The sequence below is a fragment of the Paractinoplanes maris genome, assembly GCF_023544465.1.
GTDB lineage: Bacteria > Actinomycetota > Actinomycetes > Mycobacteriales > Micromonosporaceae > Actinoplanes > Actinoplanes maris.
In genome coordinates, this window is sequence record NZ_JALPVL010000002.1 from 295199 (window position 1) to 321934 (window position 26736).

Here is a 26736-nt window from a genome sequence, read left to right on the forward strand (position 1 = left end):
AAGCCCCTTGGTCCTCGACGACCGAGGGGCTTTTTACCGTTCTAGTGGCTGGGCTCGATGCCCAGGGCCGCGCAGGCGTCGCGATACATGCGGACGGCCTCGGCCCGCACCTGGCGGCGCTCGGTGAGCCGTTCCGAGAAGGGCACGCTCACCGGCACCTCGATGCCGTCGACCACCGCCTTGAACTCCATCGCGTCGGCGTCCAGGCCGGACACCCGGGCCGCGGTCGCCGCCGGCATGCCGCCGAGCGCGCGCACGATGAGGACATTGTCGTCGGCGTGGTCGTCGTTCATGTGCCGGGCGATCTGGTCGACGACCTCGGGCGGAAACGGGTCGGTCACGGGTGCGGCCCTCCTGGCGGGACGGATTCAGCCCCAGCGGCTCTGGAGCTCGTCGAGCACGGCGATGTTCAGGCGGTAGGCGCCGGTGACCTCGGCGATGAACTCGTCCTGCTCGGCGAGGGTCCAGGGCGCCGCGTCGAGCAGGGCGCGGTAGTGGCTCTTGAAGGCCGACGGGTCGACCCCGGCGAACACGAAGAAACGGTGGCCGTCGGCGCCGGGCAGGCCGTAGGACTGGGCGATGGCGGGGCCGAGGTATTGGCCGCCGGAGAGGTCGCCGATGTAGCGCGTGTATTGGTGGGCGACAAAACCGGTGGCGGCACGGTGGGCCACGTCGCGTAGGCGCGTGCAATAGACGGTGGTGGCCGGTAGCGCGAAGAGGCGGTCGGCCCACCTCGGCCCGTACAGGAACTGAAGGTCGGCCTCGAGGGACGGCAACCGGCGCAGCTCAGGGAACAGGAACGTGCCGACCACCGGGTCGTCGGCCATCGTGGTGGCGGCCGACTCGAGTGCCTCGTAGATGAACCAGTGCTGCGCGGTCAGATCCGCATATGCCTCCCAGGGCAGGCGGCCGGCCGCGAGCGCGTCGAGGAAGCCGCTGCGCTGGGCCGCGTCGTGCGCACCGACTGTGTTACGGCGCACACGAACGGAAAGCCGGGCAGCCCCCGGCGGATCGGTCATCAATGACATCGGCAAGGCACCCCACTTCCCAGCCCATCAGCCTATCTAAAGATCCACATGGCACCGAAGGCACCTCACGGCCCGTGCGCGGCGGGATCCTACGCCGTGCGGGTTTCCGAACAACGCGCGGCAGAATGGAGACATGCCACAAATGCTCGACGACGCCCTGACCGAGGTCCGGGAACTGCTGCTCGCGCCCGGGTTGACCCGTGCCGTCGCGGCCGGCCGCCGCCGCGGGTTCACTCCTTCGGTGACCAGGGCCGAGGTCCGGCCGGTGACGCTCAAAGGTGGCCCGCGACTGCAGATCGTGACGGACGACGGCTCGCGACCGTTCACTCGTAACGTAGCGCCCGGCGCCGAGGCGTCGGCGGCGATCGACGAGTTGCTGGCCGAGCCCTTCGGGAACTGGCACGTTTCCACCGACACGGTCACCCTGCAACTGCGAGTCACCAAGAAGGGTGAAGCGCAGGTGCACCGGGCGGCCGCCGCGCCCACCCCGGCGCCGGCGACGGACGGGCACGATCGGCAGAAGCAGTGGCTGCTCGACCCGGGTGATCCGCTGTTCGAGGTGATCGGCGGCAACGCGGCCAAGCGGCGCCAGATCGACGCCTTCCTGCGGGCGCTGGCGGCCACCCTGCCGTCGGAGCTGCCGTCACCGCTGCGCGTGGTCGACCTGGGCTGCGGAAACGCTTACCTGACGTTCGCGGCCTACCGCTACCTGGCTGGGCGGGGCGTGTCGGTCCAGGTGGTGGGGGTCGATGTGCGGGAGGACCAGCGCGTACGGAACACAGCGGTGGCCGAGCGGCTCGGCTGCGCCGACGACGTGACCTTTGTGGCGGGCACGATCGAGGAGGTGTCGCTGCCGTTCGAGCCCGACCTGGTGCTCGCGCTGCACGCCTGCGACACCGCCACCGACCAGGCGCTGGCCCGGGCCGTGGAGTGGCGGGCGCAGTGGACGCTGGCCGCGCCGTGCTGCCACCACGACATCGCGGCCCAGCTCAAGGGGCGTCCCGCGCCGGCCCCGTTCGGCGAGCTGACCCGGCACGCCATCATGCGGGAGCGCTTCGCCGACGTGCTGACCGACTCGCTGCGGGCCGCGCTGCTGCGGCTGAACGGCTACAAGGTCGAGGTCGTCGAGTTCATCGACTCGGCCCACACCCCGCGCAACCTGCTGCTGCGGGCCCGCCGTACCTCGACCCCACCCACCGAGGCCCAACAAGCCGAGTACGAGTCCTTGACCTCGGAGTGGGGCGTGACCCCGGCCCTGGAGAAAATGCTCCGCTGACCGCTCGCGGGTTGCCTTTGCGTCCGCTCGCTATTTGCCGGCGCGCCCTCAGTCGACCTTGAGAGTCCAGGCCGCGGTGTGGACCTGGCCGGCCACCTGGAAGTCGAAGAACATGCGGTAGCTGCCGCTGCTCGGCGCGGTCAGCCAGAACTTGACCTTGCCGTCGACCAGCGTCGCCTCGGGGTGGACGTGCACGTAGGCCAGGTCACCCTCCCGCATGACGACCAGGTGGCCGAACGCGCCGAGATAAGGGTCGAGCTTGGCGATCCGCCCGCCGGCACCGGTCACGGTCATCAGCAGCGGCTGGGTGGCCTGCGTGCCGGGCGTGCCCTCATAGGTCACCGCGAAGCCGTCCGGGCTGTCGCTGCGCCCCGGCGCGGGCAGCGCCTGCGGTGCGTAGTCGCCCGCCACAGTCAGGTCGCCGCCGAGCGTGGTCGCGGTCTGCTGCCCACCGACGACGGCGGTGAAGTCGGCGATCATCCGATAGATGCCCGGTTCGGCCAGCGTGAGGTCGATCCCCCAGGTGCCGTCGGTCGCCATGGTCGGGTGCAGATGCTGAAAACCGGTCAGGTCGCGCCGGACGACGATCAGGTGCAGAGGCTTGTCGTGCACGGTCGCGTACGTCGTGACCGGCGCCCCACCCGCCCCGGCAACCCGGAAGCTGAGCCGCTGCGGCTTGCCCGCCACGAAGGTCGTCGTCTCGGGCACCAGGGTGAGACCAGCCGAGCTGAGTGACAGACCACCGACGGCGGCACCCATCGGCATGGCCGCGCCGGGCTGAGTGGCAGTGCCGTCGGAGTTGTGCGTATGCGGCTGGTTCTCGTCCATGGCCATACCCGGCATGGACGACCCGGTCTGCGTACCGGCCGGGGGCGGCGCCGAGGCTGAGGCCGTCGAGTTGTTCAGCCGCCCGAGCCCATACCCCGCGAACAGCACGACGATCAGCACCGCGCCGAAAGCCGCCAGCCGAAACCCGGCCCGGTCCCCCACCGGAGTCTCAGCCCCACCGTCCGCAGAGTTGGTCGGCGCACCTCCGCTCGGAGGCTGGCCGTCCGCGGGCTTTGCCGCCGCCGCTTGCTGCTGGGGCCGCGCGTCGGACTGTGACGCCTCGGCACCGGGGTGGCGGACGTGGTCGTCGCTGGCGGCGGCGTCAGGCATTCGCGAGCTCGTAGCCGGCCTCGTCCACCGCCGCGCGCACCGCGTCATCGCTGAGCGGGGCCTCGCTGGTCACGGTGACCGCACCGGAGGCGAGATCAACCTGCACGTCGCCCACGCCCGGCAGAGCGGTCAGCTCCCCGGTCACCGCTTGCACGCAGTGCCCGCAGGTCATGCCGGTCACGGTGTAGGTATTGGTCACAGCCATGGCAGAAAGCCTTTCAGAACGGGTCACACGGACGGGCACTTCACTCGCTCATCGCGCCGGACAACCGAGCCCCGGCGCAGAAGCGGAGCCCGGTCAGGAGCGGACGAGCCGGGCGATCGCGTCCGACGCCTCTTTCACCTTGGCGGTCGGATCCCCGGCACGAGCCGCGTCGACGACGCAGTGCGCCAAGTGATCCTCGAGCAGGCCGACCGCCACCGCCTGCAGAGCACTCTTGGCCGCCGAGATCTGGGTCAGGACGTCGATGCAGTAAGTGTCCTCATCAACCATCCGCTGGAGCCCACGGATCTGCCCCTCGATGCGCCGGAGACGCCCGAGCAGGGCAGCCTTGTCCCCTGAATACCCATGCGGACCATGCTGCGGCGTCACTTCATCGGACATGACGCCAGCATACCCCCTCCCCGTATCCATCCCGCTCGCCCCCACACCATCCCGAGCCAGCGCATGTCGACGTGCACGGCGCTGCGCAGGCGCCGCCCGACCGCACGCCACCGGCTCGCCGCTGAACACCGGCTCGGCGGTGAACCCGGATGGGGACGGGCCCAGCCCGATGACACCGTCCGGCGAGTTGGAAGGACCGGCGGTGCCGGGGACCGCGGTGATCAGCCGGCCACTGCCAACGCCAACGGCAACACACCCCCGGCGCCCGAGCGGCGTAGAGCTCGGCCGGCCAGTGTCATCGTCCAGCCGGAGTCGACCAGGTCGTCGACCAGCAGGACCGGGCCGGGCAGTGAACTCAGCTCGGCGGCCACCTCGGACGGGACCGTGAACGCGTCGTGCAGCGCGCGCACCCGTTGAGCGCTGTTTCCCCGGGCGTCGGAGCCGGGCGCGTGAGCCACCTCGATCGAGCCGAGCAGGGGCAGCCGGCCGACCTTGGCAATGTGGGCGGCCAGGGAACCGATCAGCTCAGGGCGATGGGCCGACGCGACCGCCACCACCGCCGCCGGGCGCTGGGACCAGGCGTCGTCGCCGTGCGCCCAGTCCTTCAGGATCTCGACCACGGCGCCGGCCAGGTCGTCCGAGATCGGCGCGTCGGGTGATCCGGGGCCGACCAGACCCCGCAGGCTGCTGCCCCAGCCCAGGTCGGACAGCCGGCCGACGGCACGGCCGGGCTCGATCTGCTCACCCGCGGGGATCTTGCCCTTGAGGGCGACGCCGACCGCGGCCAGGCCGGTCGGCCACATCTTCTTGGGCGCGATCACGACGCCTGGGTGACCCAGGAACGCGTCGGCCGCCGCGACCGAGGCGGCGGACACCTCGGCGTCGAACTGCGGGCCGGCACAGTTGTCGCACCGTCCGCACCGCGTGGCCTCGGGGTCGTCGAGGCACCGGCGGAGGAACTCCATGCGGCAGGAGCCCGTCGATGCGTACTCGATCATGGTCTTCTGCTCGTCGGCGCGAGCCTCGGCGACCCGGCGCAGCCGCGCGGTGTCGTAGGTCCACGGCTGGCCGGTGGCCAGCCAGCCGCCGCGGGACCGCTGGACGGCACCGTCCACGTCGAGCACCTTGAGCATCATCTCGAGGCGGTTGCGGCGCAGGTCGACGAGCGGCTCGAGCGCCTGCGTGGACATCGGCCGGTCGCCGGACAGGTTGGCCAGCACGGCGCGCACCTGATCCTCCGGCGGGAAGGCCAGCGAGGCGAAGTAACGCCAGATCGCCGCGTCCTCCGCGCCCGGCAGGAGCACCACCTCGGCGTGCTCGACAGCACGACCGGCTCGGCCGACCTGCTGGTAATAGGCGATCGGCGAGGGCGGTGCACCCAGGTGAACGACGAAGCCGAGGTCGGGTTTGTCGAAGCCCATGCCGAGCGCGGACGTCGCGACCAGCGCCTTGATCTTGTTGTCGAGCAGATCCTGCTCGGCGGCGCGGCGGTCGGCGTCCTCGACCTGGCCCGTGTAGGAGGCCACGGCGAAGCCGCGCGTGCGCAGGAAGTCGGCCGTCTCGGTCGCGGCGGCGACGGTGAGCGTATAGACGATGCCCGAGCCGGGCAGGCGGTCGAGGTGGTCGGCCAGCCAGGCCAGCCGGTGGGCCGGGTTGGGCAGATCGAGCACGGCCAGCCGCAGCGAATCGCGGTCGAGCGGACCGCGCAGCACCAGGGCATCGCCGAGCTGGTCGGCGACGTCGGCGGTCACGCGGGCATTGGCGGTCGCGGTGGTCGCGAGCACCGGAGTGCGGCCCGGGAGCCCCGCCAGGAACGTGCGGAGCCGCCGATAGTCGGGGCGGAAGTCGTGGCCCCAGTCGGAGACGCAATGTGCCTCATCAACCACGAGCAGGCCGGTCTCAGCGGCGAGGCCGGGCAGCACGTTGTCACGGAAGTCGGGATTGTTGAGCCGCTCGGGGCTGATCAGCAGGACGTCGACCTCGCCGGCGCGGATCTCGGCCTCGATCAGCGACCACTCGTCGAGATTGGCGGAGTTGATCGTGCGCGCCCGGATGCCGGCCCGGGCGGCGGCGTCGACCTGGTTACGCATGAGCGCGAGCAGCGGCGAGACGATGACCGTCGGACCGGCGGGCGGGCCCTCGCCGACCCCGGTGGAGGCCGCGCCGGCGCGGAGCAGAGCGGTCGCCACGAAGTAGACAGCGGACTTGCCCCACCCAGTACGTTGCACGCAGAGCACCCGCCGGCGGTCGACGGTCAGCGCCTCGATCGCCCGCCACTGATCCTCACGCAGCACCGCATGATCACCGGCCAGCCGGCGCAGGACCGCCTCGGCCCGCTCACGCACGGCGGCTCGCTCGGCTGCGGTGGCTCGCTCGGCGGATATGGCTGCTCGCGTCGTCTCGGTCACGGGGCATGTCTATCAGGCCGGTCCGACAGAACCCGGCGTTATCCACAGGCGGCCTCGTTGTCCACAGGCAGCCGGAAAGACACGCGGCCTCCGTCTCGATCGGCGCAGAATCGGCCTCGTTCCCCACCCGTCCCCGAAGGAGCGAGCCATGGCCGGCAAGTCACTCAACCCCTGGTCAGCTGGTTACGAACGGTCGGAAACCACCGAAATCGTCGACAACTCCGGCCACCCGGTGCCAGGCTCGGAGGATGTCGAAGACGATCGCCGAGAAGCTGTTGATCAAACCCAACACCACGGTCTGGCTGTCGGATCCGGCACATGTGGCGCTCCTGACGCCGATGCCCGACGGGGTTCGCGAGGCCGACATGCTGGCCACGTCAAGCACGGCGGTGCTGTTCGTCGAGGACGCGGCGACCACGCGCGAGCAATTGGAGAAGCACCGGGCCGACCTGGACAAGCCCGCGGTGTTCTGGGTGGCCTACCCCAAGGGGAACAAGAGCGACATCAACCGTGACTCGCTGTGGCCGATCGTCGCGGATTACGACATGCGCCCGTGCGGCCAGGTGGCGATCGACGACCGGTGGTCGGGCCTGCGCTTCCGCCCCAACCGGGAGGGCGAGGGCCGCTTCACCGGCGGCGCTGAGTAGGCGCGCGACCGGCCACCGCGGTCCGCCCGACGCGGCCAGGCACGACGGGTTCGACGCGGGTGCGTCACGAGAGGTTCGACGCGGGTGCGTCACGAGAGGTTCGACGCGGGTGCGTCACGAGAGGTTCGGCGCGGGAGCGTCACGAGAGGTTCGGCGCGGGAGCGTGAGGAGCCAGATCGGGGGGCCGTGAGGAGCCCAACCAGAGACCGAGAAGCCCAACCCGAAGACCGCGAGAAGCCCAACCCGAGACCGAGAAGGCCAACTCGGAGACCGGGAAGAGCCCAACGCGGGCGGCGCAGGGGTTGAGCCTGCGCTGCCCGCGCTGTGACGATCGGCGTCAGGGTTGGGGCGACACCTCCGGTTCGCGGGACGGGCGCAGGGTGGCGGATCGGAGCGGGCGCCACGCGGCGGCGGCGACCAGGGCCATCGCCACCGCGGCGGTCCAGTAGGGGGCGACCAGGCCGTAGCCGACGGCTATCGCGCCGCCCAGGAGGGAACCCAGCGCGGCGCCGCCCAGGTCCAGGAACGAGTAGACGCTGGTGACCCGGCCGAACATCCCTGGTGGGACGTCGCGTTGGCGGATGGTGGTGACGACGACGCCCCAGACGGTGGTGTGGATGCCGAAAACGACGATCATCGCGGCGGCGGCCCACGGCTCGCGGGTCAGGGCGAGCGTCGCGTGCAGGGCCACTTCGACGAGCAGTCCGGCCCGCAACAGGAGGGCGGCACCGGCCCGGCGGATCAGGGCGGGGGCGACCAGTGTGCCCAGGAAGCCGCCGGCCGCGAACGACACGAGCAGGACGCCATAGCCGACGTCGGTGAGGCCGAGGCGCTGCGTCGCATAGAGCACGAAGATCGCGAACGCGGCGCAGAACACGACGTTGCCGACGGCCATGGTGAAGGCCAGTGTGCGGAGCAGGCGGTGCTGGAGCAGCCACCGCACGCCATCGCTGATCTCGGCCCGCAGTTTCGGCCGCCTCGCCGCGCCGTCACCGGCCGGCAGCACGGCTGGGGCGGGATCGGGAGCTATGGCCCGGATAGCGGCGATGAGGGCGGCGGACAGGGCGAACGTCACGGCGTTGACGGCGAACGGAACCGCGGCGGCCACGACGAACAGCCAGGCGCCGAACGGCTTGGCGGCGAATTGGTTGAGGAGGTTGAAGTTGGCGTACATCAGGGCGTTGGCCTTCGGCCGCTGCGGTTCGGCCACGATGGCCGGGACGAACGCCGCCGAGGCGGTGTCGGCCAGCGTCTCGCCGGTGCCGAGCAGGAAGAAGACGGCCAGGATCAGCGGTACGGAGGCAGCGCCGGCGGCTACCGCGGCCGCCAGTGCGGCCAGCGCGGCGGCGCGCAGCACGTTGACCGAGACGACCAGGCGGCGGCGGTCGAGCCGGTCGGCCCAGGCGCCGCTGATCAGGGCGAACAGTAGCCACGGCACCTGCTGGGCGAAGACCGCGCCGGCCACCGCGGCCGGATTGCTGGTGATCGAGGCGACGAGCAGAGGGCCCGCCACCATGGTGATGCCGTCGCCGAGATTGGTGACGGCGGACGACGTCCACAGCTTCCAGAAATCCGCGCCTAGGGGCGCGGCGAAAAGGGCACGCAAAAGAGCTCCTCGAGCGAAGGAAACGGTCGAAAGCGACCGCCCCGAGGCGAGGAGAGACGTGGGACCAGCGGGCTGGTCACCGCCCGGAATTACCGGGCAGTGGCACGTCCTCGCGTCGAGGCGAAGACCGTTACCGAGGTGCGCATGCGAACCCTCCGTCCGGAAGGGGGACTTGACCAGGCTGACCCTAGCCGACGGAACCCGGCAATCGGGCACGAGCGGAACGGGTTTCGGCGGACCGGCATCAAGCAGCCCGTCCCTCGGGTCACAATCGGCACATGGGGCGGACGGAGCGAAACGGTCAGTTTGGCTCGCTTCGTATCGCCGGGCGGTATCGGCTCGTCGAGAAGCTGGGCACGGGCGGCATGTCCGAGGTGTGGCGCGGCTACGACGAGACGCTCGGCCGCCCGGTCGCGGTCAAGGTGCTGTCGCCCGCGCTGGCCGACGACCAGACGTTTCGCGATCGGCTGCGACAGGAGGCGCTCGCGGCCGCCCGGCTCTGCCATCCGCACATCACCGGCATCTTCGATTTCGGCGAGTCCCCGTTCGACCAGCAACTGACCGTTCCGTACGTGGTGATGGAGCTGAACGACGGCGAGTCGGTCTCCGCCCGCATCAGCCGGCAGGGGCCGCTGCCGTGGCGCCAGGCGGTGACCGTCGCCGTCGAGGTGGCGTCCGCGCTGGCCACCGCGCACGCCCGCGGCGTGGTGCACCGCGATGTCACCCCGGCCAACGTGATGCTCACCGGTGGCGGGGCCAAGGTCGTCGACTTCGGCATCTCGGCGATCGTCGGGCAGCGCGACGCCGCCCCGGATGGCAGCCTGCTCGGCACCCCGGCCTACCTGGCCCCGGAGCGGCTCAGCGGGGCGCAGGTGTCCACCGCGACCGACGTCTACGCGCTCGGCCTGCTGCTCTACCGCTCGCTCTGCGGCCGCCACCCCTGGCCGGCCGACAACACGACCGAGGCGCTCCGCGCCCACCTGTACGCGGATGCGGAGCCGCTGCCCGCCATCCCGGGTCTGCCCGCCGCCGTCGCCGACTTGTGTCTGCGCTGCCTGGTCAAGGACCCAGCCGATCGTCCCGGAGCGGCCGAGGTGGCCCGTGACCTGGCCGCGGTCATCGGCATCCAGGCGATCATCCCGCCGTTGGTCGAGCGTGCGGCCGACGCGCCGGAGTCCGTTCGCGGCGCTGCCGGTCCGCCCGCGGTCGTGCCCCGGCGCCGTCCCGGGCTCGGCCGGTTGCTGCTCGCCTATCTGGGGCTGCCGGGTGCGGGACCGGGGCCACGACCGGCCGCCCGGGTGCTGCGTCTGCGGGCCGGGCTGAGGATCGGCGCGGCGCTGCGGCTCCGCGGGGCCCGGCCGCTCGGTGGTGGCTTGTTCGAGGGCGGACGGCTGAGCGGCGGTCTGCTGACCGGGGACAGGCTGGGTTTCCTGCGGGGGCGGCATCGGGTGCAGGCGGCCCTGGTGACCGTGGCTGTCGTGGCGACGGCCGGGGTGAGCTGGGCAGCCGGACCGGACACGCCGGATGTGCAGGAGGCGCAGGCCGCGGGTACCGGCGTGGTGGCCGCCGAGCCCGGCCACGAGGCACAGTGCTCGGTTCGCTATCAGCTGCGTCGCGACTCGGGACACCGCTACGAGGCCCAGTTGACGGTCTCCACCGCCGAGGGTCCGGCGCTCCGATCGTGGCGGGTCCGGTTCTCTTACCCGGGCACCCAGAGGATCACCAATACGTCGAAAGCCCTCACGCAGAAGGGTCGCACGGTGACCGCGAAGGGTCACGGCAAGCTTAGGTCCTTTACGTTGCGTGGCGAGTACACCGACTACAACCCGTTGCCGCTGACGTTCACGGTGGACGACGTCGACTGCCGCGCCGAGGTTCTGGCCTTCGTACCCGCCAGCCGCGGCGACCGGAACCGCGCCGACCGGAACGGCGCCGACGGGACCCGCGCAGATCGGGCGCGCCCGCTGCGCACTGATGCGGCTCAGGTGAGCGGAAGCGGAGTCAGCGACACGAAGCGCACCCGCAAGAACGGCACCCCGCAAAAGCGGTCCAACTCCCCGGTCCCTACCCCGACGGCCTCCGAGCCGCCGCCCGCGCGCAACACACCCGGCGTCTCTCTAGCCATGTGACCCTCACGCAGGACCGCCTCAGACCATGCGAGCGCATCGAGCCAACGAACAGGCCGACCTGACGAACAGGCCGAACTCACGAGCAAGCCGAGCCCATGAGCAGACCAAGCTGACACGCTGGTGCTGGAGGTGCCGCCAAGCTCGCCGGGAGCAGGCCGAGTTGACGAGCAGGCCGAGCAGGAGCGCCGCTGGCGCGGAGAGCCGACGGCATGCCGTGGACGGCGGTGTCAGCCGGCGAGAAGTTGGTCGACCGGGGCGTAGTCGTCGGTCAGGACGCGGGCGCCGTCGATGAAGTCGGACAGGGACTGGCCGGTCAGGACGATGGCGGGGTCGGCGACCTTGGCCACGCGGCGGGTCACGTCGGCTTCGGGCAGGGGTGACTTGGACGCCATGATGACGAAGTTGGCGCCCACCTCGCCCGCCAGGGCCTCGCGACTGCTGATCACGGCCACGTGCGGGAACGCGGCGGCCACGGTGGCCAGCTCGGCCCGGATGAAGCGGTCGGGCGGGTAGTCGATCACGTTCTGGACGTAGATGCCGGTGGGCCGCAGGACGCGGGCGATGTCGGTCGCCATCTCCTCGGTGGCCAGGTGCCACGGGACGGTCAGGTGGCCGAAGGCGTCGCCGACCACGAAGTCGTAGGACCCGTCGGGCTGGTCGGCCACCCCGACTCGGGCGTCACCGACCCGGACGCGCAGGTCGGGACCGGTCTGCAGGCCAAGCTTCTCGCGGTCGAGGTCGACCAGCCCACCGTCCAGCTCGATCACCAACTGGTCGCTGCCGGGCCGGGTCGCCCGCAGATAGCCGGGCATCGTGAAGCCCCCGCCGCCCAGGTGCAGCGCCTGCACCGGGCCCATCGGCAGCACGTCGGCCACCGCACCGATCCACTGGATGTACGCGAATTCGAGGTTCCGCGGGTTGTCGAGGTCGACGTACGAGTGCCGCGCCGAGTTGAGGATCAGCTCGCGCCCGCCCGCCTCGGCCGGATCCGACTGCACCCGCGCGCAGTGATAGGCCGTCTCGACGTCGCACGGGTTGGGTGAGGCCACGCCCAGCCCGGCCCCGACCAGGCCGACCGTGGCCAGGACGGCCCGGGTGCGCGGCTTCCCCGGCAGGACGGCACCCGTCTTGCGCAGCCACCAGCCGAGCACGAGACCCGACGCCGCCAGCAGGATGGCCAGCGAGATGAGGATCCAGCTCGACGAGACCGCGGCCACGAAGATGAAGCCGGTCGCCAGCGTGGCCGTGATCGCGCCCAGCGTGCCCATGCTGGACAGTCGCCCGACCACCGAACCGGTGCGGTCGAGATCGCTGAGCTGCAGCTTCACCACCAGCGGGGTGATCGTCGACAGGATGAAGGCGGGCAGGAAGACAGCCAGCGCGGCCAGCAGCAACACGGCCGGTGCGGCCCCGCCCCGCAGCACCTCACCCCCGAAGCGCACCAGCGGCAGCGTCACCGCCGTGCCGATCGCGCCGAGCAGCAGCGCCGGGGCGAGCAGGATGCGGGGGTCGAACCGGTCGGCCAGGCGCCCGCCCAGCCAGGTGCCGTAGGCGATGGCGGCCAGCGAGATGCCGATGACCGAGCTGCTCACCTGCAGCGTCACGCCGACATAGGGCCCTACCAGGCGCAACGCGACGATCTCGAGAACGAGGACCGCCCCGCTGGACCCGAAGACCAGCGCCGTGGCGAGACCGGAGGGCAGCGCGCGCTGCGGGTTTCCCATCCGCGGGATGCTATCCGCCCCAACCTGGCAGTTGGCTGTCCGCCACGAGCCGGCACCGGAGCGGATCTAAAGCATCGACACGTGCACGTGGTTGGTGTGCTCGGCCGAAGCCCCGCCACTGCCGCTGTAACTCCGCCAGCCGTCACCCGGCAACCAGATCTGGCGGAACCAGATCACGTACATCACGCCGAGCCGGCCCGCGTTCTTGACGAAGTAGGCCGCGAGCCGATCCCCGTACGCCCGGTCACCACCGGTCGCCGGCGAGTTCTTGTACGTCGTGGCGTTCGACGACATGTCACACGCCCGGCCCTTGGGATGCTCGCCCGAGTTCCGCTGACTCCAGCAGACCGTGTAGCGGGTGAAGCCGTCCGATTTGGCTTCCTTGTAGGCGTTCAGCGTGCGCGGCGTCAGGCAGCCCGAGCTGGTCGGGTCCTTGATCGTGCACTTCTCGTTGGGCCAGGACCCGTCGGAGTTGCGCGGCGCCGGCTTGGCCAGCGGCGAGTTGCCCGAGACGAAGCCGCCCGCGACCGAGCCACCGCCGACGCTGGCCAGCGCGAGCTCGGCCTCTTTCTTCTTCTTGGTGAGCGCGGCGACCTGCTTGGTCTGCTCACGCACCTCTTTGTCGATCGCCGCCTTGGCCGCCTCGGCCCGGTCGAGGGTGGCGCGGTATTTCGTCAGGACCTGCGAGTCGAACTGGGCCATCATGTCGAGCTGCTCGATGCGCTCGAGGAAGATGTCGGGCGAGGTGGAGTCGAGCAGCATCGACATGGTGTTGGGCCGGCCCAGTCGGTAGGAGCGGGTGGCGATCTCGGCCACCTGCTTCTCCATGGCCTTGGCGCCGGCCTGGGCCTGCTTGACCGTCGTCTGCAGCTGCACAGCCCGCTTCTTGGACGAGCTCAGCTTCTGGATCGCGGTCGCCTGACCCTTGGCCGCGGACTCGAGCGCGTTGCGCAGCGTCTTGTCGTCACCCTCGTCGGGATCGGCGTAAGCGGCGCCGGGCGCCACCACCAGGAATGCCAGGAACAACACGAGCACAGTGCCGAGCCGGCGCTGGAAAACCGCAGCCACGGATTACCTCCCCATCGTCAGCGCGGGCAGACTCTACCGTGATACGGACGCCAGGGGCAGATCGATCAACTGGCCGAGTAACCACCGTCGACGAACAGTGTCTGGCCGGTCACGGCGACGGCCGCGTCGCTGGCCAGAAAGACCGCACAGGCCCCGAAATCGGCGGGTACACCGTTGCGGCCGATCATCGCGCGGGCTGCGTGCTTGGCCGCGATCGCGGGGTCGGCGAAGACCGGCTCGGTCAGTGGCGTGTGGACGACACCGGGCGCGATCGCGTTGCAGCAGACGCCGTGCGCCGACCACGCCTCAGCCTGCGACCTGGTCAGGCCGACCAGTCCGGCCTTCGACGCACCGTAGGCGCCGCTGTTGCCGTACGCCCGGAAAGCCTGTTGCGAGACGATGTTGATGATTCGTCCCCAGCCGCGGTCGGCCATCCGCGGGCCGAAGGCCTGCCCGAGCAGGAACGGGGCGGTGAGATTGGCCGCCATCGTCACGTCCCAGTCGTCCTCGGTGAGCTCGCCGAGCGGCGGCCGCCGATTCACCGCGGCCGAGTTGACCAGGATGTCCGGGGCCTCGTACGCGGAGACGACCTGCTTGACGGCCGCACGATCGGCCAGATCGGCCGAGATCGCGTGCCCCTCGGCCCCGAAGCCGCGTAGCTCCTCGATCACCTCGGCCATCGGCTCGGGCCGCCGGGCGACCAGGATCACCCGGGCCCCGGCCTGCCCCAGCGCGACCGCGATGGCGCGTCCGATGCCCGAACTGCCGCCGGTCACCATCGCGGTGCGGCCGTCGAGACCGAAAAGGCTTTCCAGGTACGCCGTCACGGGCGGATGAGGATCGCCGGGTCCGGGAACAGGGTGTCGCGGGCCGTGCGCCAGATGTCGTTGTTGGCCGCGACGAGCAGCCCCCGCTCGCTGTCCTGCGGCCGGTAGGGCGTGCCGTCGAGGTGCAACGCCGTGCCACCGGCCTCGCGGACGATCAGCGTGCCCGGCACGTGGTCCCACGGCAGGATCCGCCAGAACAGCGCGAACTGCTGTTCGTCGAGGGCGACGGCCGGATACTCGTAACCCGCGCAGTGGTGGCCGTTGGTCACCTCGCCGAAGGCGCGCGCGTTCGCCGAGGCGACCGTTCGCAGGTGCCCGGGCAGGTAGTGGCCGGCCACGACACCGCGCAGGGCGGCCGCTCCGGGATCATCGGTGCGGGTCTTGACGCGTACGCCGTCGCGGTAAGCGCCCGAGCCGGCCTCGGCCACCGTCAGGTTGTCGGGGACGACATCCAGGATCCACGAGGCCGTCGGCTCGCCGTCGCGCAGCAGCGCCACCATCACCGCGAACGGTGTCTTGCCGGCCGCGAAGTTGTTGGTGCCGTCGACCGGGTCGACGATCCAGACCGCGCCGCTGTCGCCGAGCCGCCCGAGCACGCCCGGGTCGGCCGCGACCGATTCCTCGCCGACCACCTGCGAGCCGGGCAGCAGTGCCGTCAGGCCGCGGGTCAGCGCCCGCTCGGACTCCTTGTCGGCGATGGTGACCAGGTCACCGGGCGCCTTCTGCTGGATCTCGGCGGAGGAGAGGTGGCGGAAACGCGGCAGGACCACGGTCGCCGCGACCTCGCGGATGAGCTCACCGACCTGATCAAGCACGCGGCGGCAACTTCACGACGCTGACGAAGAACTCGTCGATCTGCCGGATGACCGCGATGAACCGCTCGAAGTCGACCGGCTTGGTCACGTACGCGTTCGCGTGCAGCTGGTAGCTGCGCAGGATGTCCTCGTCGGCGGCCGACGTGGTGAGCACGACCACCGGGATGCGGCCCAAGTCGTCGTCCTTCTTGATCTCCTCCAGCACCTCACGGCCGTCGCGCCGGGGCAGGTTGAGGTCGAGGAGGATGAGGTCGGGGCGCACCGAGTTCGCGTACTCGCCCTCGCGCCGCAGGTAGGCCAGGGCCTCGGCCCCGTCGGAGACGACGTTGAGCCGGTTGCGGACCTTGTGCTCCTCGAACGCCTCCTGGGTCATCAGCACGTCGCCCGGATCGTCCTCGACCAGCAACACCTCGATCGGAGTGCCGTCGGCCCGGATAGCACCGGTCATGCTGTGACCTCTTTCCTCGACTCCTGCGCCGGCGGCGCGGGCTCCTCGTCCGAGGTGCCCGGCACAGCCGGAAGGGTGAACCAGATCGACGTGCCTTCCTCGACCTCGAGGTCCAGCCAGATCCGTCCACCATGATATTCGACGATCTTCTTGACGATGGCCAAGCCGATACCGGTGCCCTCGTACGCATCCCGCGCGTGCAGCCGCTGGAAGATGACGAAGACCTTGTCAGCGAACTCGGCCTCGATGCCGATGCCGTTGTCCCGCACGTTGATCCGCCACTCGTCCCCGTCGCGCTCGGCGCTCACCCGCACGACCGACGGCACGTCGGGCCGCCGGAACTTCAGCGAGTTGCCGATCAGGTTGACGAAGAGGGTGGTCAGCAGCGGTTCCTCGCCCTCGACGAGCGGCAGCCCGGTCCAGGTGATCTCGGCGTCGTCACCGGCGCGCGCCTCGAGCTGGGACTTGACCTCGACGAGCACCCGGTCCAGGTCGACGTCGGTGAAGCCGGCGGTGAGCCGGCCGATGCGCGAGAAGGCCAGCAGGTCGTTGATCAGCCGCTGCATGCGCTGGGCCCCGTCGACCGCGAAGCCGATGTACTGGTCGGCGCGCTCGTCGAGCTGGCCGGAGTAGCGGCGTTGCAGGAGCTGGCAGAAGCTGGCCACCTTGCGCAGCGGCTCCTGCAGGTCGTGCGAGGCGACGTACGCGAACTGCTCGAGGTCACGGTTGGACCGGGTCAGCTCCTCGGCCTGTACCTTGAGCTGGTCGTTGACCCACTCGATCTGGCCGCGGGCCTCGCGCACCTCGGTCAGCTCGGCCGCGATCTTCTGCCGCATGCCGTCGACGTCCTCGGCCAGGCTGGTCAGCTCGGGCGAGCCGGTGCTCGAGATGCGCCGGTCGTAGTCACCGTCGGCCACCTCGCGGACCTGCTGGGCCAGTTCGGTCACCGGGCGGCTGACCATGCGGTCGAGCAGGAGCAACAGGGCCGAACCGGCCAGGATGATGATCGCCGCGGCGGAGATCTGGATCGCCACCATGGTCCGGCTGCTCTGCTTGGCGGCATCGGCCGACCTGGTGCGCAGCACCTGGATGTCGTCCTGCATCCCGGCGATGGCGGCCCGCAGAGCGTCGAACTGCTGGGTGGAGGTCCGCCGGAGCCGGTCCTGCCCGGCCTCGGTGCCGTCCGACTTGATCAGCGCGATCACCGGCTCGGCGACCTCGCGGTGCCAGACGTCGGCGCGCTGCCGGACCTCGGTGAGCTCGGCCCGGATGTCGGTGTCCTCGGGGTGCAGCAGCCCCTCGATGCGCGCGACCAGCCGCTGCTCGTCGGCCAGGCCCTGGTTGAAGGGCTGGAGGTTGGCCTCGTCACCGGTGATCGCGAAGCCCCGGATGCCGGTCTCCTGATCGACGTACGCCGTGTTGAGCGACTCGCCGGCGGCCCGCATCGGGCTGGCCCGGTTGAGGACGTCGTCGAGCTGGCGGTTGTTCTGGGTGGCGGTGATCGCGGCGAACACGCCGAGCGCGCTGAGCAGCACGCCGACCGTGACGCAGAGGGCGACGATGCGCCGCCGCAGGGTCCAGGTGCGTACCGAGAAGACGCTCACCGGCCACTCCCGGACGAGATGAGCAACATCGCCACGTCGTCGGCCAGCGGGCCGCCGTTGGCCTGCTCGGCCCGGCCGACCAGCCACGCCGGCAGGGCCGGAAGCGGCACCGAGCGGGCCGCGGGCTCGTCGAGCAGGTCGCACAGGCCGGACACGTCGAGCCGCTCGTTACCGGCGCCGGTGTGCCCCTCGATCAGGCCGTCCGTATACATCAGAAGGGACCAGTCTTCTCCGGAGAACTCCACCTCGGTGGCGGGCGTGGGCTTCGGGCGTACGCCGAGGACGATGCCGGTCCGTACCTCGACCGGCATGACGTGACCGCCGCGCAGCAGCACCGGGGCCGGATGGCCGGCCAGGCGGAAGACGGCCTTGTCGCGAGCCAGGTCGAGCACCACCGAGGCGACCGTCGCGAAGACCTCGCGGGCCCGGCGCTCACTCATCAGGACCTGCTCGAGCGAGCTGAGGATCTGGTCGTCGGGCACCCCGGCCAGCACCAGCGCGCGCCAGGCGACCCGGAGCTCGACGCCCAGCGCGGCCTCGTCGACGCCGTGGCCGCACACGTCGCCCACGATCACGTGCAACTTGTCCGGGCCGACCTGGACGACGTCGAAGAAGTCGCCGCCGAGCAGACCCAGGGCCCGGCCCGAGCGATAGAAGGTGTGCACCGCCACCTGGTCGGTGGACATCAGCGGCTGGGGCAGCAGACCGCGTTCGAGGCGGGCCGACTCGGCCTGGCGCAGCTCGATCTCCCGCAGCCGCTGGGCGTTCTCGTCGGCCCGTTTGCGCTCGACCGCGTACCGCAGCGAACGGGTCAGCAGGACGCCGTCGACCTGCCCCTTGACCAGGTAGTCCTGGGCACCCTCGGCAACCGCGGCCACGCCCAGGTGCTCATCCGAGCGGCCGGTGAGCACGCAGACCGCGGCACTGCCGGCGACGGCCAGCAGCTTGCGCAGACCGTCGATGCCCTCGGCGTCGGGCAGGCCGAGGTCGAGCAGCACACAGTGAATGCCGTTGAGCAGGCCGCGGGCCTCGCGCAGGCTGGTCGCCACCCGCAGGTCGAACGGCGCCTCGGCCTCGTGCAGCAGCTCGCGGACCAGGAAGGCGTCCCCCTCGTCGTCCTCGACCAGCAGGACACGCAGCCGTTCCTGACGCACCGGACTGATCAATCGGGCCGGCGGCGCGACCGAGCGCTCAGTCATGCCGTCCCCCAGTCGTCCTGCCGCCCGGCTCTGATCCCGCTGATAGTTCCGCACCCGGGCCGAGCGCACAACATCGCTTTGGTCTCATCAGGCATCCTCGGCGGCGACCCGGCGGGCGTGCTGGGCGATGACCTCGCCCAGGATGCCGTGCAGACGGCCGCACTCGCGGCAGTGCAGGTTCTCGTCGAGGTGGCGGCTGCCACAGTCGACGCAGGAGCCCCGGTCCTCCGGGTCGCGATAGGCCGCCAGCGCCTTGCACATGGCCCGGATCACGTGATCGCTGACCGCGAAGGTGCCCTCGCCGAGGGCGGTGCGCACACCGATCAACGCGACCGGAGCGTCCTCGGGCCGCGGGTCGTAGGGGGCGACGGCGTCGATGAACGCGGCCACGACGGCGGCGGGGTCGATGGGCGTGCTCACCCCGACAACGCTAGGCCACGCCGGAAACGATCTTCCCACTACCCGGTGCCGTACCCAGCCGCTTAGATGTCACCCATGCGTGCCCCTGCTTTGACCGACCCGGCGCACCGGGCGGGGGCGGCCGTTCTGGCCGTCGTGGTGCTGGTCCTGGCCGGTCTGGCCGGTCTGTGGTCGATCCGGCCGCCGGCCGCCCGGCCGGTGTCGGCGCCCGAGACGCAGTTCAGTGCCGAGCGCGCCTTCCAGCAGGTCGAGGCGATCGCCACCCGCCCGCACCCGGTCGGCAGCCCCGCGCAGGATCAGGTTCGCGAACACCTGCTCGCCACCCTGCGCGGTCTCGGCCTGAAGCCCGAGGTGCAGGACACGGTGTCGATCGAGGGCGCCGGGCTCTCGGCCAGCGCGGGCGGCACCAGCCTGGCCCGGGTCCGCAACGTGATCGCCACGATCCCCGGCACCGGTTCGACCGGCCGCGTCTTCCTGGTCGCCCACTACGACTCGGTGCAGGCCGGCCCGGGCGGCAACGACGACGCGGCGGGCACGTCGGCGGTCCTCGAGACGGCCCGGGCCCTGCTCGCAGCCCCGCGGCTGCGCAACGACGTGGTGCTGGTGCTCACCGATGGCGAGGAGGCCTGCCTCTGCGGGGCCAAGGCGTTCGTCGACCAGCATCCGCTGGCCCGCGACGGCGGGGTGGTGCTCAACCTCGAGGCGCGGGGCAGCAGCGGGCCGGCGATCATGTTCGAGACCTCCGAGGGCAACGGGCGGCTGGTCGAGGCGTACAGCCACGCGGTCAAGCCGGTCGGCACGTCGTTCGCCGTCGAGATCTACCGGATCATGAGCAACGACACCGACTTCACCGCGTTCCGCAAGGCCGGGTTCGCCGGGCTCAACGCGGCCTACATCGACGGTGCCGCCGTTTATCACGGGCCGACCGACGTGCCCTCGGCGATGGACCGCGACAGCCTCCAGCACCACGGCGACAACGCCCTGGCGGTCGTCCGTGAACTGGGCGGACGCGACCTGGCCGGGCTGAAGGTCACCGGCGGCGAGGACGCGACCTACTTCCCCGCCCCCGGTCTGCTGGTCCGCTATCCGGGCTCGCTGGTCTGGCCGATCGCCGTGCTGGCCGCGCTCGCGGTGGCCGGGCTGGCCGGGCTGGCCCGCCGCCGACGGCTGATCACCGGTCGCCGGGCGCTCGGCGCGGGCGTGCTGACCCTGGTGCCCATCGTGCTCGCCCCGCTGCTGGCCCAGGGGCTCTGGTTCCTGCTGACGATGATGCGGCCGGAGTACGCGGCGATGCCGATCGACCCCTATCGGCCGGGGCTCTACCGGCTGGCCGTCGTCCTGCTAACCCTGGCCGTGGTGTCCGGCTGGTTCGCGTTGCTGCGCCGCCGCGTCGGGCCGGCCGCCCTGGCCATCGCCGGGCTCGGCTGGCTCGCCGTGCTCGGGGTGGTGCTGGCCGCGTTCGTGCCCGGCGGCTCCTACCTGGCCGCCCTGCCCGCGCTGGCCGGGGCGCTGGGTGGCCTGGTCGCGGTGCTCACCCGGGGCTGGGTCCCGGTGGTCGGGGTGGCCCTCGGCGGTGCGGTGGCCACCCTCGTCCTGGCGCCCACGATCGTGATGCTCTTCCCGGCGCTGGGCCTCGGCCTGGGCGCGGCCGGCGCCTTCCTGGCCGTCCTGCTCGGGCTCGCGCTGCTGCCGGTGATCGACCTGATTCACCCGGTGGCGGGCGGCCGGCGCGGCGTCGAGGCGCTGCGCAGCCGCCGGCTGGGGGCCCTTCCCACGCTGGCCGCCGCGCTCGCGGTGCTGGTCTGCGCGGGGGCCGGTCTGGTGACCGACCGGTTCGACGCCGAGCGCCCGGCTCCGACCCAGCTGATGTACGCGCTGGACGCCGACACCGGCACGGCCCGGTGGATCAGCGACGAGTCCGACGTACAGCAGTGGACCAGCCAATACGTGTCGGGCCGTCCGCACCGCGTCGACGACACTCTGCCCGCCTTCGGCCCCGGGCCGGTGCGCACCGGCGAGGCGCAGCCGGCCGACCTGCCCGCCCCGAAACTCACGGTCGAGTCGGACACCCGGTCGGGCGACTCCCGCACCCTCACGCTGCGCCTGGAGCCGCAGCGGCCGGTCCGGCTGGTCACCCTGCACGTGCCGGGCGCGGTCGAGGTCGAGTCGGCGACGGTCGAGGGCCGCCCGGTGCCGGTGCACTCACCGGATTTCGGCTTCGCCTTCCACGCCCCGCCGGCCGCCGGCATCGCGGTCACGCTGACGCTGAAGGCCACCGGCCCGGTGCGGTTCCGGGCCATGGACGCCGGCGACGGGCTGAGCGGCCTGCCCGGTTTCCGGCCCCGCCCGAGCGGTGTCGGCATCGTCGGCTCGCACACCAGCGAGATGCTGGCGGTGGCGAAGACCTACACCTTCTAGCTCAGCGGCCGCGGCCGCGGCGGCCGGTCGACTCGTTGTGCTTGAAGTGGACGAAGAGCCGTCCCCAGTTGTCGCCGTCCTTCTCGACCCGGTGATAGAGCTGCTTGATCTCTTTCTGGTCGAGGAAGCGCAGCACCTTTTTCTTCAGGGCGCCGCTGCCCTTGCCCGGGATGATCTCGACCGTGCTGGCCTTCTTCTCCACGGCCTCGTCGATGATCCCCCGCAGCGCACGGTCGATCTGTATGCCCTTGTTGAAGATGTCGTGCAGGTCCAGCTTGAGCTTCACGTGACCAACCTTAGGCGTTCTCGGATTTGCCGAGCCATTCCTCGACCCGGCGGACGGCTTCGGTGTAGTCGCTCTGCTGCTTCATCGCCGCGGCCAGCCGCAGATGCGGCAGGGCCTCGCGAAAGCGGCCGGCCCGTTCCAGCGTGCGGCCGAGCACGTGATGCGCGTAGTGATCGGACGGGTCGTGCTCGATCAGGCTCCGGAGCTGCTGCTCGGCGTGGTTGAGCTGGGCCGAGTTGAAGTAGGCGCGGGCCAGCAGCTGGCGTACGGCCGTGTTCTGCGGCTCGGCCTCGACTATCGGCTCGAGCAGGCGAGCGGCGCCGAGCGGATCCCCGGACTCGAAGAAGAAGGTGGCCCGGCGGTACTCCTCGAGAAGGTCCACGTGTCGCTCCCCACTTCGGCGGCATCTCTAACGCTGGCACAACAACGCGCCAACGGCGAGTGTTCCGATGATCCAAGCTTCCCGACAAAACGGCTCATACAGCAACTCAGCCGTCAGACAATGCCTGGTGTGGGGGACTTTCCTAGCCATCTCGTGACCGCGCCGGCCCGTCCACGGTTCGGGCGACTCAGGGCGACCGTGATCAGTGCGTTCGTGTTCGGCCTGTGCCTCCTGCTGGCCGGCGGCACGGCCTCACCGGCGCTGACGTCGCCCGCGTTCCTGATCGCGGGGATGCGGGAGATCCCCTCGCCGCCGCAGGGCACCTCGTGGGCGCCGTCGCCGCGCACGGCCGACGGCCTGCGGATGGTCGCCAGCACCGACGGCCAGGAGTTCCAGCTGCACACGGCAGGGGGCGACCGCACCTTTCTGCCCGGCGTCGACCTGGGCGACACCACGCCCGGTCACCTGCCCGGCGAGGGGGCGATCTCGGCCGCCCAGTACCGGGCCTGGTTCGCCGCGATGAGCTGGCTCGGACTGCGCGTGGTCCGGATCTACGAGATTCACCCGCCCGCGTTCTACGACCAGCTCAGCGCGTGGAACCAGGCCAATCCCGAGCGCCCGCTCTACCTCGTTCAGGGGGTCCGGCTGCCCGACGAGACGTACGTCCGCAAGGGCAACCTCTTCGACAAGGCCTTCACCGACGTCTTCCGCCGCGAGCTGCGAGCGGCCGCGCAGGCGGTGACCGGCGACCTCAGCCGGGTGGCGACCTTCGGACAGGTCGGCGGCGCCTGGACCACGGATGTCACCCCGTGGCTGGCGGGCTGGATCATCGGCCGGGAGATCGACCCGCGGGCGGCGGCCGCGTCCGACCGGCGCAACGCCGACGTGCCGCGGTTCATGGGCCGCTACTTCCGCAACACACCCAAGTCGACGCCGACCGAGCGCTGGCTGGCCGCCCGCATGAACGACCTGGCCGGATACGTCGCCCGGTACAAGGTGAGCCAGCCGATCGCCTTCGTCAACTGGCCGACGACCGACCCGCTGCGCCACCCGCAGGAGCCGCTGCCCCAGGAGGACCTGCTCCCGATCGACGCCAACCACGTGCTGCCCACGGCGGACTGGCCGGCCGGGTCGTTCGCCAGCTATCACGCGTACCCGTTCGCTCCGGACTTCCTGCGCTACGAGCCGGGCCTGGCCGGCTACGAGTACGAGGGCAACGCCGACCCGTACGCCGGTTATCTCGCCGACCTGCGCCGGCACCACGCCACGATGCCCACGCTGATCACCGAGTTCGGGGTGCCGTCGTCGATCGGATCGGCCCACAACGCCCCGCTCGGCCGCACACAGGGTGACCACAGCGAGCGGGACGCGATGCGGATGAACGCCGACTTGCTGCGGATGATCCACGACCAGGGGCTGGGTGGCGGGTTCGTCTTCAGCTGGGCCGACGAGTGGTACCGCTACACCTGGAACACGGCCGGCCAGCAGGATCCGGCCCGCCGCCATCTCTGGCACGACCCGCTCACCAACGAGCAGCACTTCGGGCTGCTGGCGATGGACGCCGACGGCCCGCCTGACAGCGGCGAGCAGCGGCTGCTCGACTCCGACGGGTGGCCCGCCCGCGAGGTCACGGCCCGGGTCGACGAGGAGTACCTGCATCTGAACGTGCGGCTGGGCGACTCCGCGCCGGGCACGATGATGGCCTCGTTCGACGTCCTGCCGACGGTGACCGGCACGCCCATGCCGGGCAGCGGCGACCGGCGGCCGGACGCCGTCTTCGCGCTCAACCTGGTCGGGCACAGCGGACAGGCGTACCTCAGGAATCAGCTCGATCCGATGAAGCTCGACTTCGCGGTCCCGGCCGCGCAGCGGGGGGCCGCCCCGGACGGCTGGAAGCCGGTCGAGCTGGTTGTCAACCGGGCGCTCACGGTGCCCCGGACGGGCGTCAAGCTGCCGGTCGAGCTGCAGAACGCCGGTCAGTTGCGGCACGGCTCCTGGGATCCGGAGGACGACGAGGCGGACAGCCGGGCGCTGTGGGAGCTCGACGGCGCCGACCTGACCGTGCGCGTGCCGTGGGCCATGCTCGGGTTCGCCGACCCATCGTCGCGGCGGGTCGGCATCCCGAAGAACGGCAAGCTCACCACCCAGGTCAGCCCGGGGGTGACCGTGTCGTTCACCGCCTCCGGCACCGACCAGGCGGTCGGCCAGGTGCGGTGGTCGAGCTGGAACCGGCCGTACTACTCCGAGCGGCTCAAGCAGGGGGCGGCCGACCTCCGGGACGCGGCGCTGGTGGTGACCACCGCCGGCTGATGCCAGTACCGTGGGAAGCACTCCACAGCTGGTACACAGGAACGGGAAAGCAAGTACATAGCGTTGCCCGCCACAGTGAGGGCATGACGATGGCGAACTCCGATTCCAGCACCGACCTGCGCCGAGCCGACGGCACGCCCGTCCGCATCCTCGTGGTCGATGACGAGCCGACGCTGGCCGAGCTCCTCTCGATGGCGCTGCGCTACGAGGGCTGGGACGTCAAGAGCGCGGGCGACGGGCAGACCGCCGTGCGCACCGCCCGGGAGTTCCGCCCGGACGCCGTCGTCCTCGACATGATGCTGCCCGACATCAACGGGCTCGAGGTGCTGCGCCGGCTGCGGGGCGAGTCGCCCGAGGTGCCGGTGCTCTTCCTGACGGCCAAGGACTCGGTGGAGGACCGGATCACCGGCCTGACCGCCGGCGGCGACGACTACGTCACCAAGCCGTTCAGCCTCGAAGAGGTGGTGGCCCGGCTGCGGGGCCTGATGCGCCGGATGGGTCACTCGCCGATGCGTACGGACTCGCAGCTGATCGTCGGTGATCTCTCGCTCGACGAGGACAGCCATGAGGTGCGCCGCGGCAACGACCTGGTCACGCTCACGGCCACCGAGTTCGAGCTGCTGCGCTATCTGATGCGCAACCCGCGCCGGGTGCTGAGCAAGAGCCAGATCCTCGACCGGGTGTGGAACTACGACTTCGGGGGCCAGGCCAACGTGGTCGAGCTCTACATCTCGTACCTCCGGAAGAAGATCGACGCGGGCCGCTCGCCGATGATCCACACGATGCGCGGAGCCGGCTATGTCCTCAAACCCGCCGACTGAGATGTCCCTGACCCATCCCGCCCGCTGGCGCAGCCCGGCCGGCTGGCCGCTGCGCACCCGGATCGTGGCGATCATCATCGTCCTGCTCACGGTCCTGGGACTCGCGGTCGGCGGTACGGCCTACTTCTTCCTGCGCGACACCCTTTACACCCAGGTCGACGCCAAACTCCAGGCCAACGGCCGTCCGCCCGGCGGCCCGTTCGGCTCGTTCGACGCCGACCACCCGTTCCGGGGCGCCGAGCCCGGCTCGATCACGCTCTTCTACACGAGCGCGACCGACGTGGCCGGCGGCCAGGTCGTCACCTACACCAACGCCGACGGCAACCCCGACACCCGCTATCAGGCGCTCGACGACGCCACCGAGGCGGAGCTGCTTCAGGTGCCGGCGGACGAGACCACGTCGACGATCAGCCTCGACGGTTACGGCTCGTTCCGGGTCACCGCCGAGACGCTGGGCAACGGCATCGTCCGGGTGAACGCGCTGTCGCTCAAGAACACCAACTTCACCCTGCTGCGCGTCGCGCTGGTCACCGGGGGCGCGGTGCTGATCGCGCTGGGGATCGCCGGCTGGGCCGGGGCGCTCATCGTCCGCCGTACGCTGGCCCCGCTGGACCGCGTGGCCGCCACCGCGACCAGAGTCTCCGAGCTGCGGCTCGACCGCGGCGAGGTGCAGCTCGCGCAGCGGGTGCCCGAGCGCGACACCGACCCGCGCACCGAGGTCGGCCAGGTCGGCGCCGCGCTCAACCAGATGCTCGACCACGTCGGCAACGCGCTGGAGGCCCGGCACGCCAGCGAGATGCAGGTCCGCCAGTTCGTCGCCGACGCCAGCCACGAGCTGCGCACGCCGCTGGCCGCCATCCGCGGTTACGCCGAGCTCAGCCGCCGCAGCCGCGCCGCCGTCCCGGACGAGATCGCCCACGTGCTGGGCCGGGTCGAGTCCGAGGCGAAGCGGATGACCGGGCTGGTCGAGGACCTGTTGCTGCTCGCCCGCCTCGACTCCGGCCGCCCGCTCGCGCACGACCCGGTCGACCTCAGCATGCTGGTCGTCGACACGGTCAGCGACGCGCACGCGGCCGGCCCCCGCCACAACTGGCAGCTCGACCTGCCCGAGGAGCCGGTGATCGTGATCGGCGACGGCGCCCGGCTCCACCAGGTGCTGGCCAACCTGCTGGCCAACGCTCGGACCCACACGCCCGAGGGCACCGAGGTCACGGTCGGGGTCAGCTCGACCGGCGGCTCGGCCGTGCTCCAGGTCACCGACGCCGGGCCGGGCATCCCGGCCGACCTCCAGCCGCACATCTTCGAGCGGTTCGCCCGCGGCGACAGCTCCCGCTCCCGGGCCGCCGGCAGCACCGGTCTGGGTCTGTCGATCGTGCACGCCGTGGTCACCGCACACGGTGGACAGGTCTCGATGGAGAGCCACCCTGGCCGTACGGTCTTCACCGTCCAGCTGCCACTCGGCCACCCCGCCTCCGCCGTCTCACCAGCTGAGCAGTTGGCGCAGATCGCACCGACCGCCGGCTGAGGCGCTATGCTGGCCGACATGTCTCGTTGGTAT

At 71.2% G+C, this 26736-nt stretch carries 24 protein-coding genes; 7 read left to right on the forward strand and 17 right to left on the reverse strand.

Translation table 11 applies throughout. The annotated features are described in order from the left end of the window. Window positions 1-41: 41 nt before the first annotated feature. A complete protein-coding gene (locus NAG42_RS06315) occupies window positions 42-341 on the reverse strand; it encodes a DUF2470 domain-containing protein (protein ID WP_250028716.1) in 300 nt (99 codons plus the stop codon). Window positions 342-368: 27 nt separating this feature from the next. Continuing rightward, on the reverse strand, window positions 369-1028 hold the full coding sequence (locus NAG42_RS06320; protein ID WP_250028717.1) for a biliverdin-producing heme oxygenase: 660 nt from the start codon (window positions 1026-1028) through the stop codon (window positions 369-371). A 133-nt stretch (window positions 1029-1161) separates the two neighbouring features. Between NAG42_RS06320 and NAG42_RS06325 the strand changes: the two genes are divergently transcribed. Continuing rightward, window positions 1162-2304 (forward strand): class I SAM-dependent methyltransferase, encoded by a 1143-nt coding sequence (locus NAG42_RS06325; protein ID WP_250028718.1) that lies wholly within the window; start codon window positions 1162-1164, stop codon window positions 2302-2304. 48 nt (window positions 2305-2352) lie between these two features. Here NAG42_RS06325 and NAG42_RS06330 read toward each other — a convergent pair whose 3' ends face one another. From NAG42_RS06330 to NAG42_RS06345, 4 genes are all read right to left on the reverse strand, one after another. Further along, entirely contained in the window at window positions 2353-3462 is a 1110-nt protein-coding gene (locus tag NAG42_RS06330; protein ID WP_250028719.1) for a DUF8832 domain-containing protein, read from the reverse strand. After that, window positions 3455-3667 carry a heavy-metal-associated domain-containing protein gene (locus NAG42_RS06335; RefSeq protein ID WP_250028720.1) on the reverse strand — a complete coding sequence of 71 codons (213 nt, stop codon included), beginning with the start codon at window positions 3665-3667 and terminating at the stop codon, window positions 3455-3457. Before NAG42_RS06335 ends, NAG42_RS06330 begins: the two co-directional genes overlap by 8 nt. Window positions 3668-3760: 93 nt before the next feature. Beyond that, window positions 3761-4066 carry a metal-sensitive transcriptional regulator gene (locus tag NAG42_RS06340; RefSeq protein ID WP_250028722.1) on the reverse strand — a complete coding sequence of 102 codons (306 nt, stop codon included), beginning with the start codon at window positions 4064-4066 and terminating at the stop codon, window positions 3761-3763. A 221-nt stretch (window positions 4067-4287) separates the two neighbouring features. Then, on the reverse strand, window positions 4288-6411 hold the full coding sequence (locus tag NAG42_RS06345) for a RecQ family ATP-dependent DNA helicase (RefSeq protein WP_250029319.1): 2124 nt from the start codon (window positions 6409-6411) through the stop codon (window positions 4288-4290). Between the two features lie 311 nt (window positions 6412-6722). Between NAG42_RS06345 and NAG42_RS06350 the strand changes: the two genes are divergently transcribed. Next, window positions 6723-7121: a hypothetical protein gene (locus NAG42_RS06350; RefSeq protein ID WP_250028723.1), complete on the forward strand. Its 399-nt coding sequence runs from the start codon at window positions 6723-6725 to the stop codon at window positions 7119-7121. Window positions 7122-7458: 337 nt separating this feature from the next. On the opposite strand, the gene NAG42_RS06355 is transcribed toward NAG42_RS06350, so the two are convergent. Continuing rightward, window positions 7459-8727, reverse strand: a complete 1269-nt coding sequence (locus NAG42_RS06355; RefSeq protein WP_250028725.1) for an MFS transporter — start codon at window positions 8725-8727, stop codon at window positions 7459-7461. Between the two features lie 278 nt (window positions 8728-9005). Here NAG42_RS06355 and NAG42_RS06360 point away from each other — a divergent pair, with 278 nt between their 5' ends. Continuing rightward, window positions 9006-10856, forward strand: coding sequence for a serine/threonine-protein kinase (locus NAG42_RS06360; RefSeq protein WP_250028727.1), 1851 nt, complete (start codon window positions 9006-9008; stop codon window positions 10854-10856). A gap of 227 nt (window positions 10857-11083) precedes the next feature. Here NAG42_RS06360 and NAG42_RS06365 read toward each other — a convergent pair whose 3' ends face one another. The 8 genes from NAG42_RS06365 to NAG42_RS06400 all read right to left on the reverse strand — a co-directional run bounded on the left by NAG42_RS06365 (window position 11084) and on the right by NAG42_RS06400 (window position 18961). Continuing rightward, window positions 11084-12580: a fused MFS/spermidine synthase gene (locus tag NAG42_RS06365; RefSeq protein ID WP_250028729.1), complete on the reverse strand. Its 1497-nt coding sequence runs from the start codon at window positions 12578-12580 to the stop codon at window positions 11084-11086. 66 nt (window positions 12581-12646) lie between these two features. Next, window positions 12647-13648, reverse strand: coding sequence for a coiled-coil domain-containing protein (locus tag NAG42_RS06370; protein ID WP_250028730.1), 1002 nt, complete (start codon window positions 13646-13648; stop codon window positions 12647-12649). Between the two features lie 65 nt (window positions 13649-13713). Next, window positions 13714-14475 (reverse strand): SDR family NAD(P)-dependent oxidoreductase, encoded by a 762-nt coding sequence (locus NAG42_RS06375; RefSeq protein ID WP_308201118.1) that lies wholly within the window; start codon window positions 14473-14475, stop codon window positions 13714-13716. Further along, the gene (locus NAG42_RS06380; protein WP_250028732.1) at window positions 14472-15290 is read right to left on the reverse strand and encodes an inositol monophosphatase family protein; all 819 of its coding nucleotides are present in this window, start codon (window positions 15288-15290) and stop codon (window positions 14472-14474) included. The genes NAG42_RS06375 and NAG42_RS06380 overlap by 4 nt, the downstream gene beginning before the upstream one ends. After that, the gene (locus tag NAG42_RS06385) at window positions 15283-15738 is read right to left on the reverse strand and encodes a response regulator (RefSeq protein WP_250028734.1); all 456 of its coding nucleotides are present in this window, start codon (window positions 15736-15738) and stop codon (window positions 15283-15285) included. The genes NAG42_RS06380 and NAG42_RS06385 overlap by 8 nt, the downstream gene beginning before the upstream one ends. Then, entirely contained in the window at window positions 15735-17342 is a 1608-nt protein-coding gene (locus NAG42_RS06390; protein ID WP_250028735.1) for a sensor histidine kinase, read from the reverse strand. The genes NAG42_RS06385 and NAG42_RS06390 overlap by 4 nt, the downstream gene beginning before the upstream one ends. Continuing rightward, window positions 17339-18541: a PP2C family protein-serine/threonine phosphatase gene (locus NAG42_RS06395; RefSeq protein ID WP_250028737.1), complete on the reverse strand. Its 1203-nt coding sequence runs from the start codon at window positions 18539-18541 to the stop codon at window positions 17339-17341. The genes NAG42_RS06390 and NAG42_RS06395 overlap by 4 nt, the downstream gene beginning before the upstream one ends. 87 nt (window positions 18542-18628) lie before the next feature. Next, on the reverse strand, window positions 18629-18961 hold the full coding sequence (locus NAG42_RS06400; RefSeq protein WP_250028739.1) for a hypothetical protein: 333 nt from the start codon (window positions 18959-18961) through the stop codon (window positions 18629-18631). A gap of 75 nt (window positions 18962-19036) precedes the next feature. Between NAG42_RS06400 and NAG42_RS06405 the strand changes: the two genes are divergently transcribed. Beyond that, on the forward strand, window positions 19037-21379 hold the full coding sequence (locus NAG42_RS06405) for a M28 family peptidase (protein WP_250028741.1): 2343 nt from the start codon (window positions 19037-19039) through the stop codon (window positions 21377-21379). A 1-nt stretch (window position 21380) separates the two neighbouring features. On the opposite strand, the gene NAG42_RS06410 is transcribed toward NAG42_RS06405, so the two are convergent. After that, on the reverse strand, window positions 21381-21665 hold the full coding sequence (locus NAG42_RS06410; RefSeq protein WP_250028743.1) for a Smr/MutS family protein: 285 nt from the start codon (window positions 21663-21665) through the stop codon (window positions 21381-21383). Between the two features lie 10 nt (window positions 21666-21675). Beyond that, entirely contained in the window at window positions 21676-22047 is a 372-nt protein-coding gene (locus tag NAG42_RS06415) for a tetratricopeptide repeat protein (protein ID WP_250028745.1), read from the reverse strand. A gap of 198 nt (window positions 22048-22245) precedes the next feature. Here NAG42_RS06415 and NAG42_RS06420 point away from each other — a divergent pair, with 198 nt between their 5' ends. From NAG42_RS06420 to NAG42_RS06430, 3 genes are all read left to right on the forward strand, one after another. Further along, window positions 22246-24357, forward strand: a complete 2112-nt coding sequence (locus tag NAG42_RS06420; protein ID WP_250028747.1) for a hypothetical protein — start codon at window positions 22246-22248, stop codon at window positions 24355-24357. An 83-nt stretch (window positions 24358-24440) separates the two neighbouring features. Beyond that, on the forward strand, window positions 24441-25178 hold the full coding sequence (locus NAG42_RS06425; protein ID WP_250028749.1) for a response regulator transcription factor: 738 nt from the start codon (window positions 24441-24443) through the stop codon (window positions 25176-25178). Then, entirely contained in the window at window positions 25156-26703 is a 1548-nt protein-coding gene (locus tag NAG42_RS06430) for a sensor histidine kinase (protein ID WP_284044932.1), read from the forward strand. Before NAG42_RS06425 ends, NAG42_RS06430 begins: the two co-directional genes overlap by 23 nt. Window positions 26704-26736 lie beyond the last annotated feature (33 nt).

Coding starts and splice junctions, on each gene's coding strand:
- NAG42_RS06320 (WP_250028717.1), bottom strand. CDS start 1,028: ATGTCATTGATGACCGATCCGCCGGGGGCTGCCCGGCTTTCCGTTCGT.
- NAG42_RS06325 (WP_250028718.1), top strand. CDS start 1,162: ATGCCACAAATGCTCGACGACGCCCTGACCGAGGTCCGGGAACTGCTG.
- NAG42_RS06330 (WP_250028719.1), bottom strand. CDS start 3,462: ATGCCTGACGCCGCCGCCAGCGACGACCACGTCCGCCACCCCGGTGCC.
- NAG42_RS06335 (WP_250028720.1), bottom strand. CDS start 3,667: ATGGCTGTGACCAATACCTACACCGTGACCGGCATGACCTGCGGGCAC.
- NAG42_RS06340 (WP_250028722.1), bottom strand. CDS start 4,066: ATGTCCGATGAAGTGACGCCGCAGCATGGTCCGCATGGGTATTCAGGG.
- NAG42_RS06350 (WP_250028723.1), top strand. CDS start 6,723: ATGTCGAAGACGATCGCCGAGAAGCTGTTGATCAAACCCAACACCACG.
- NAG42_RS06360 (WP_250028727.1), top strand. CDS start 9,006: ATGGGGCGGACGGAGCGAAACGGTCAGTTTGGCTCGCTTCGTATCGCC.
- NAG42_RS06365 (WP_250028729.1), bottom strand. CDS start 12,580: ATGGGAAACCCGCAGCGCGCGCTGCCCTCCGGTCTCGCCACGGCGCTG.
- NAG42_RS06385 (WP_250028734.1), bottom strand. CDS start 15,738: ATGACCGGTGCTATCCGGGCCGACGGCACTCCGATCGAGGTGTTGCTG.
- NAG42_RS06395 (WP_250028737.1), bottom strand. CDS start 18,541: ATGACTGAGCGCTCGGTCGCGCCGCCGGCCCGATTGATCAGTCCGGTG.
- NAG42_RS06405 (WP_250028741.1), top strand. CDS start 19,037: ATGCGTGCCCCTGCTTTGACCGACCCGGCGCACCGGGCGGGGGCGGCC.
- NAG42_RS06425 (WP_250028749.1), top strand. CDS start 24,441: ATGACGATGGCGAACTCCGATTCCAGCACCGACCTGCGCCGAGCCGAC.
- NAG42_RS06430 (WP_284044932.1), top strand. CDS start 25,156: ATGTCCTCAAACCCGCCGACTGAGATGTCCCTGACCCATCCCGCCCGC.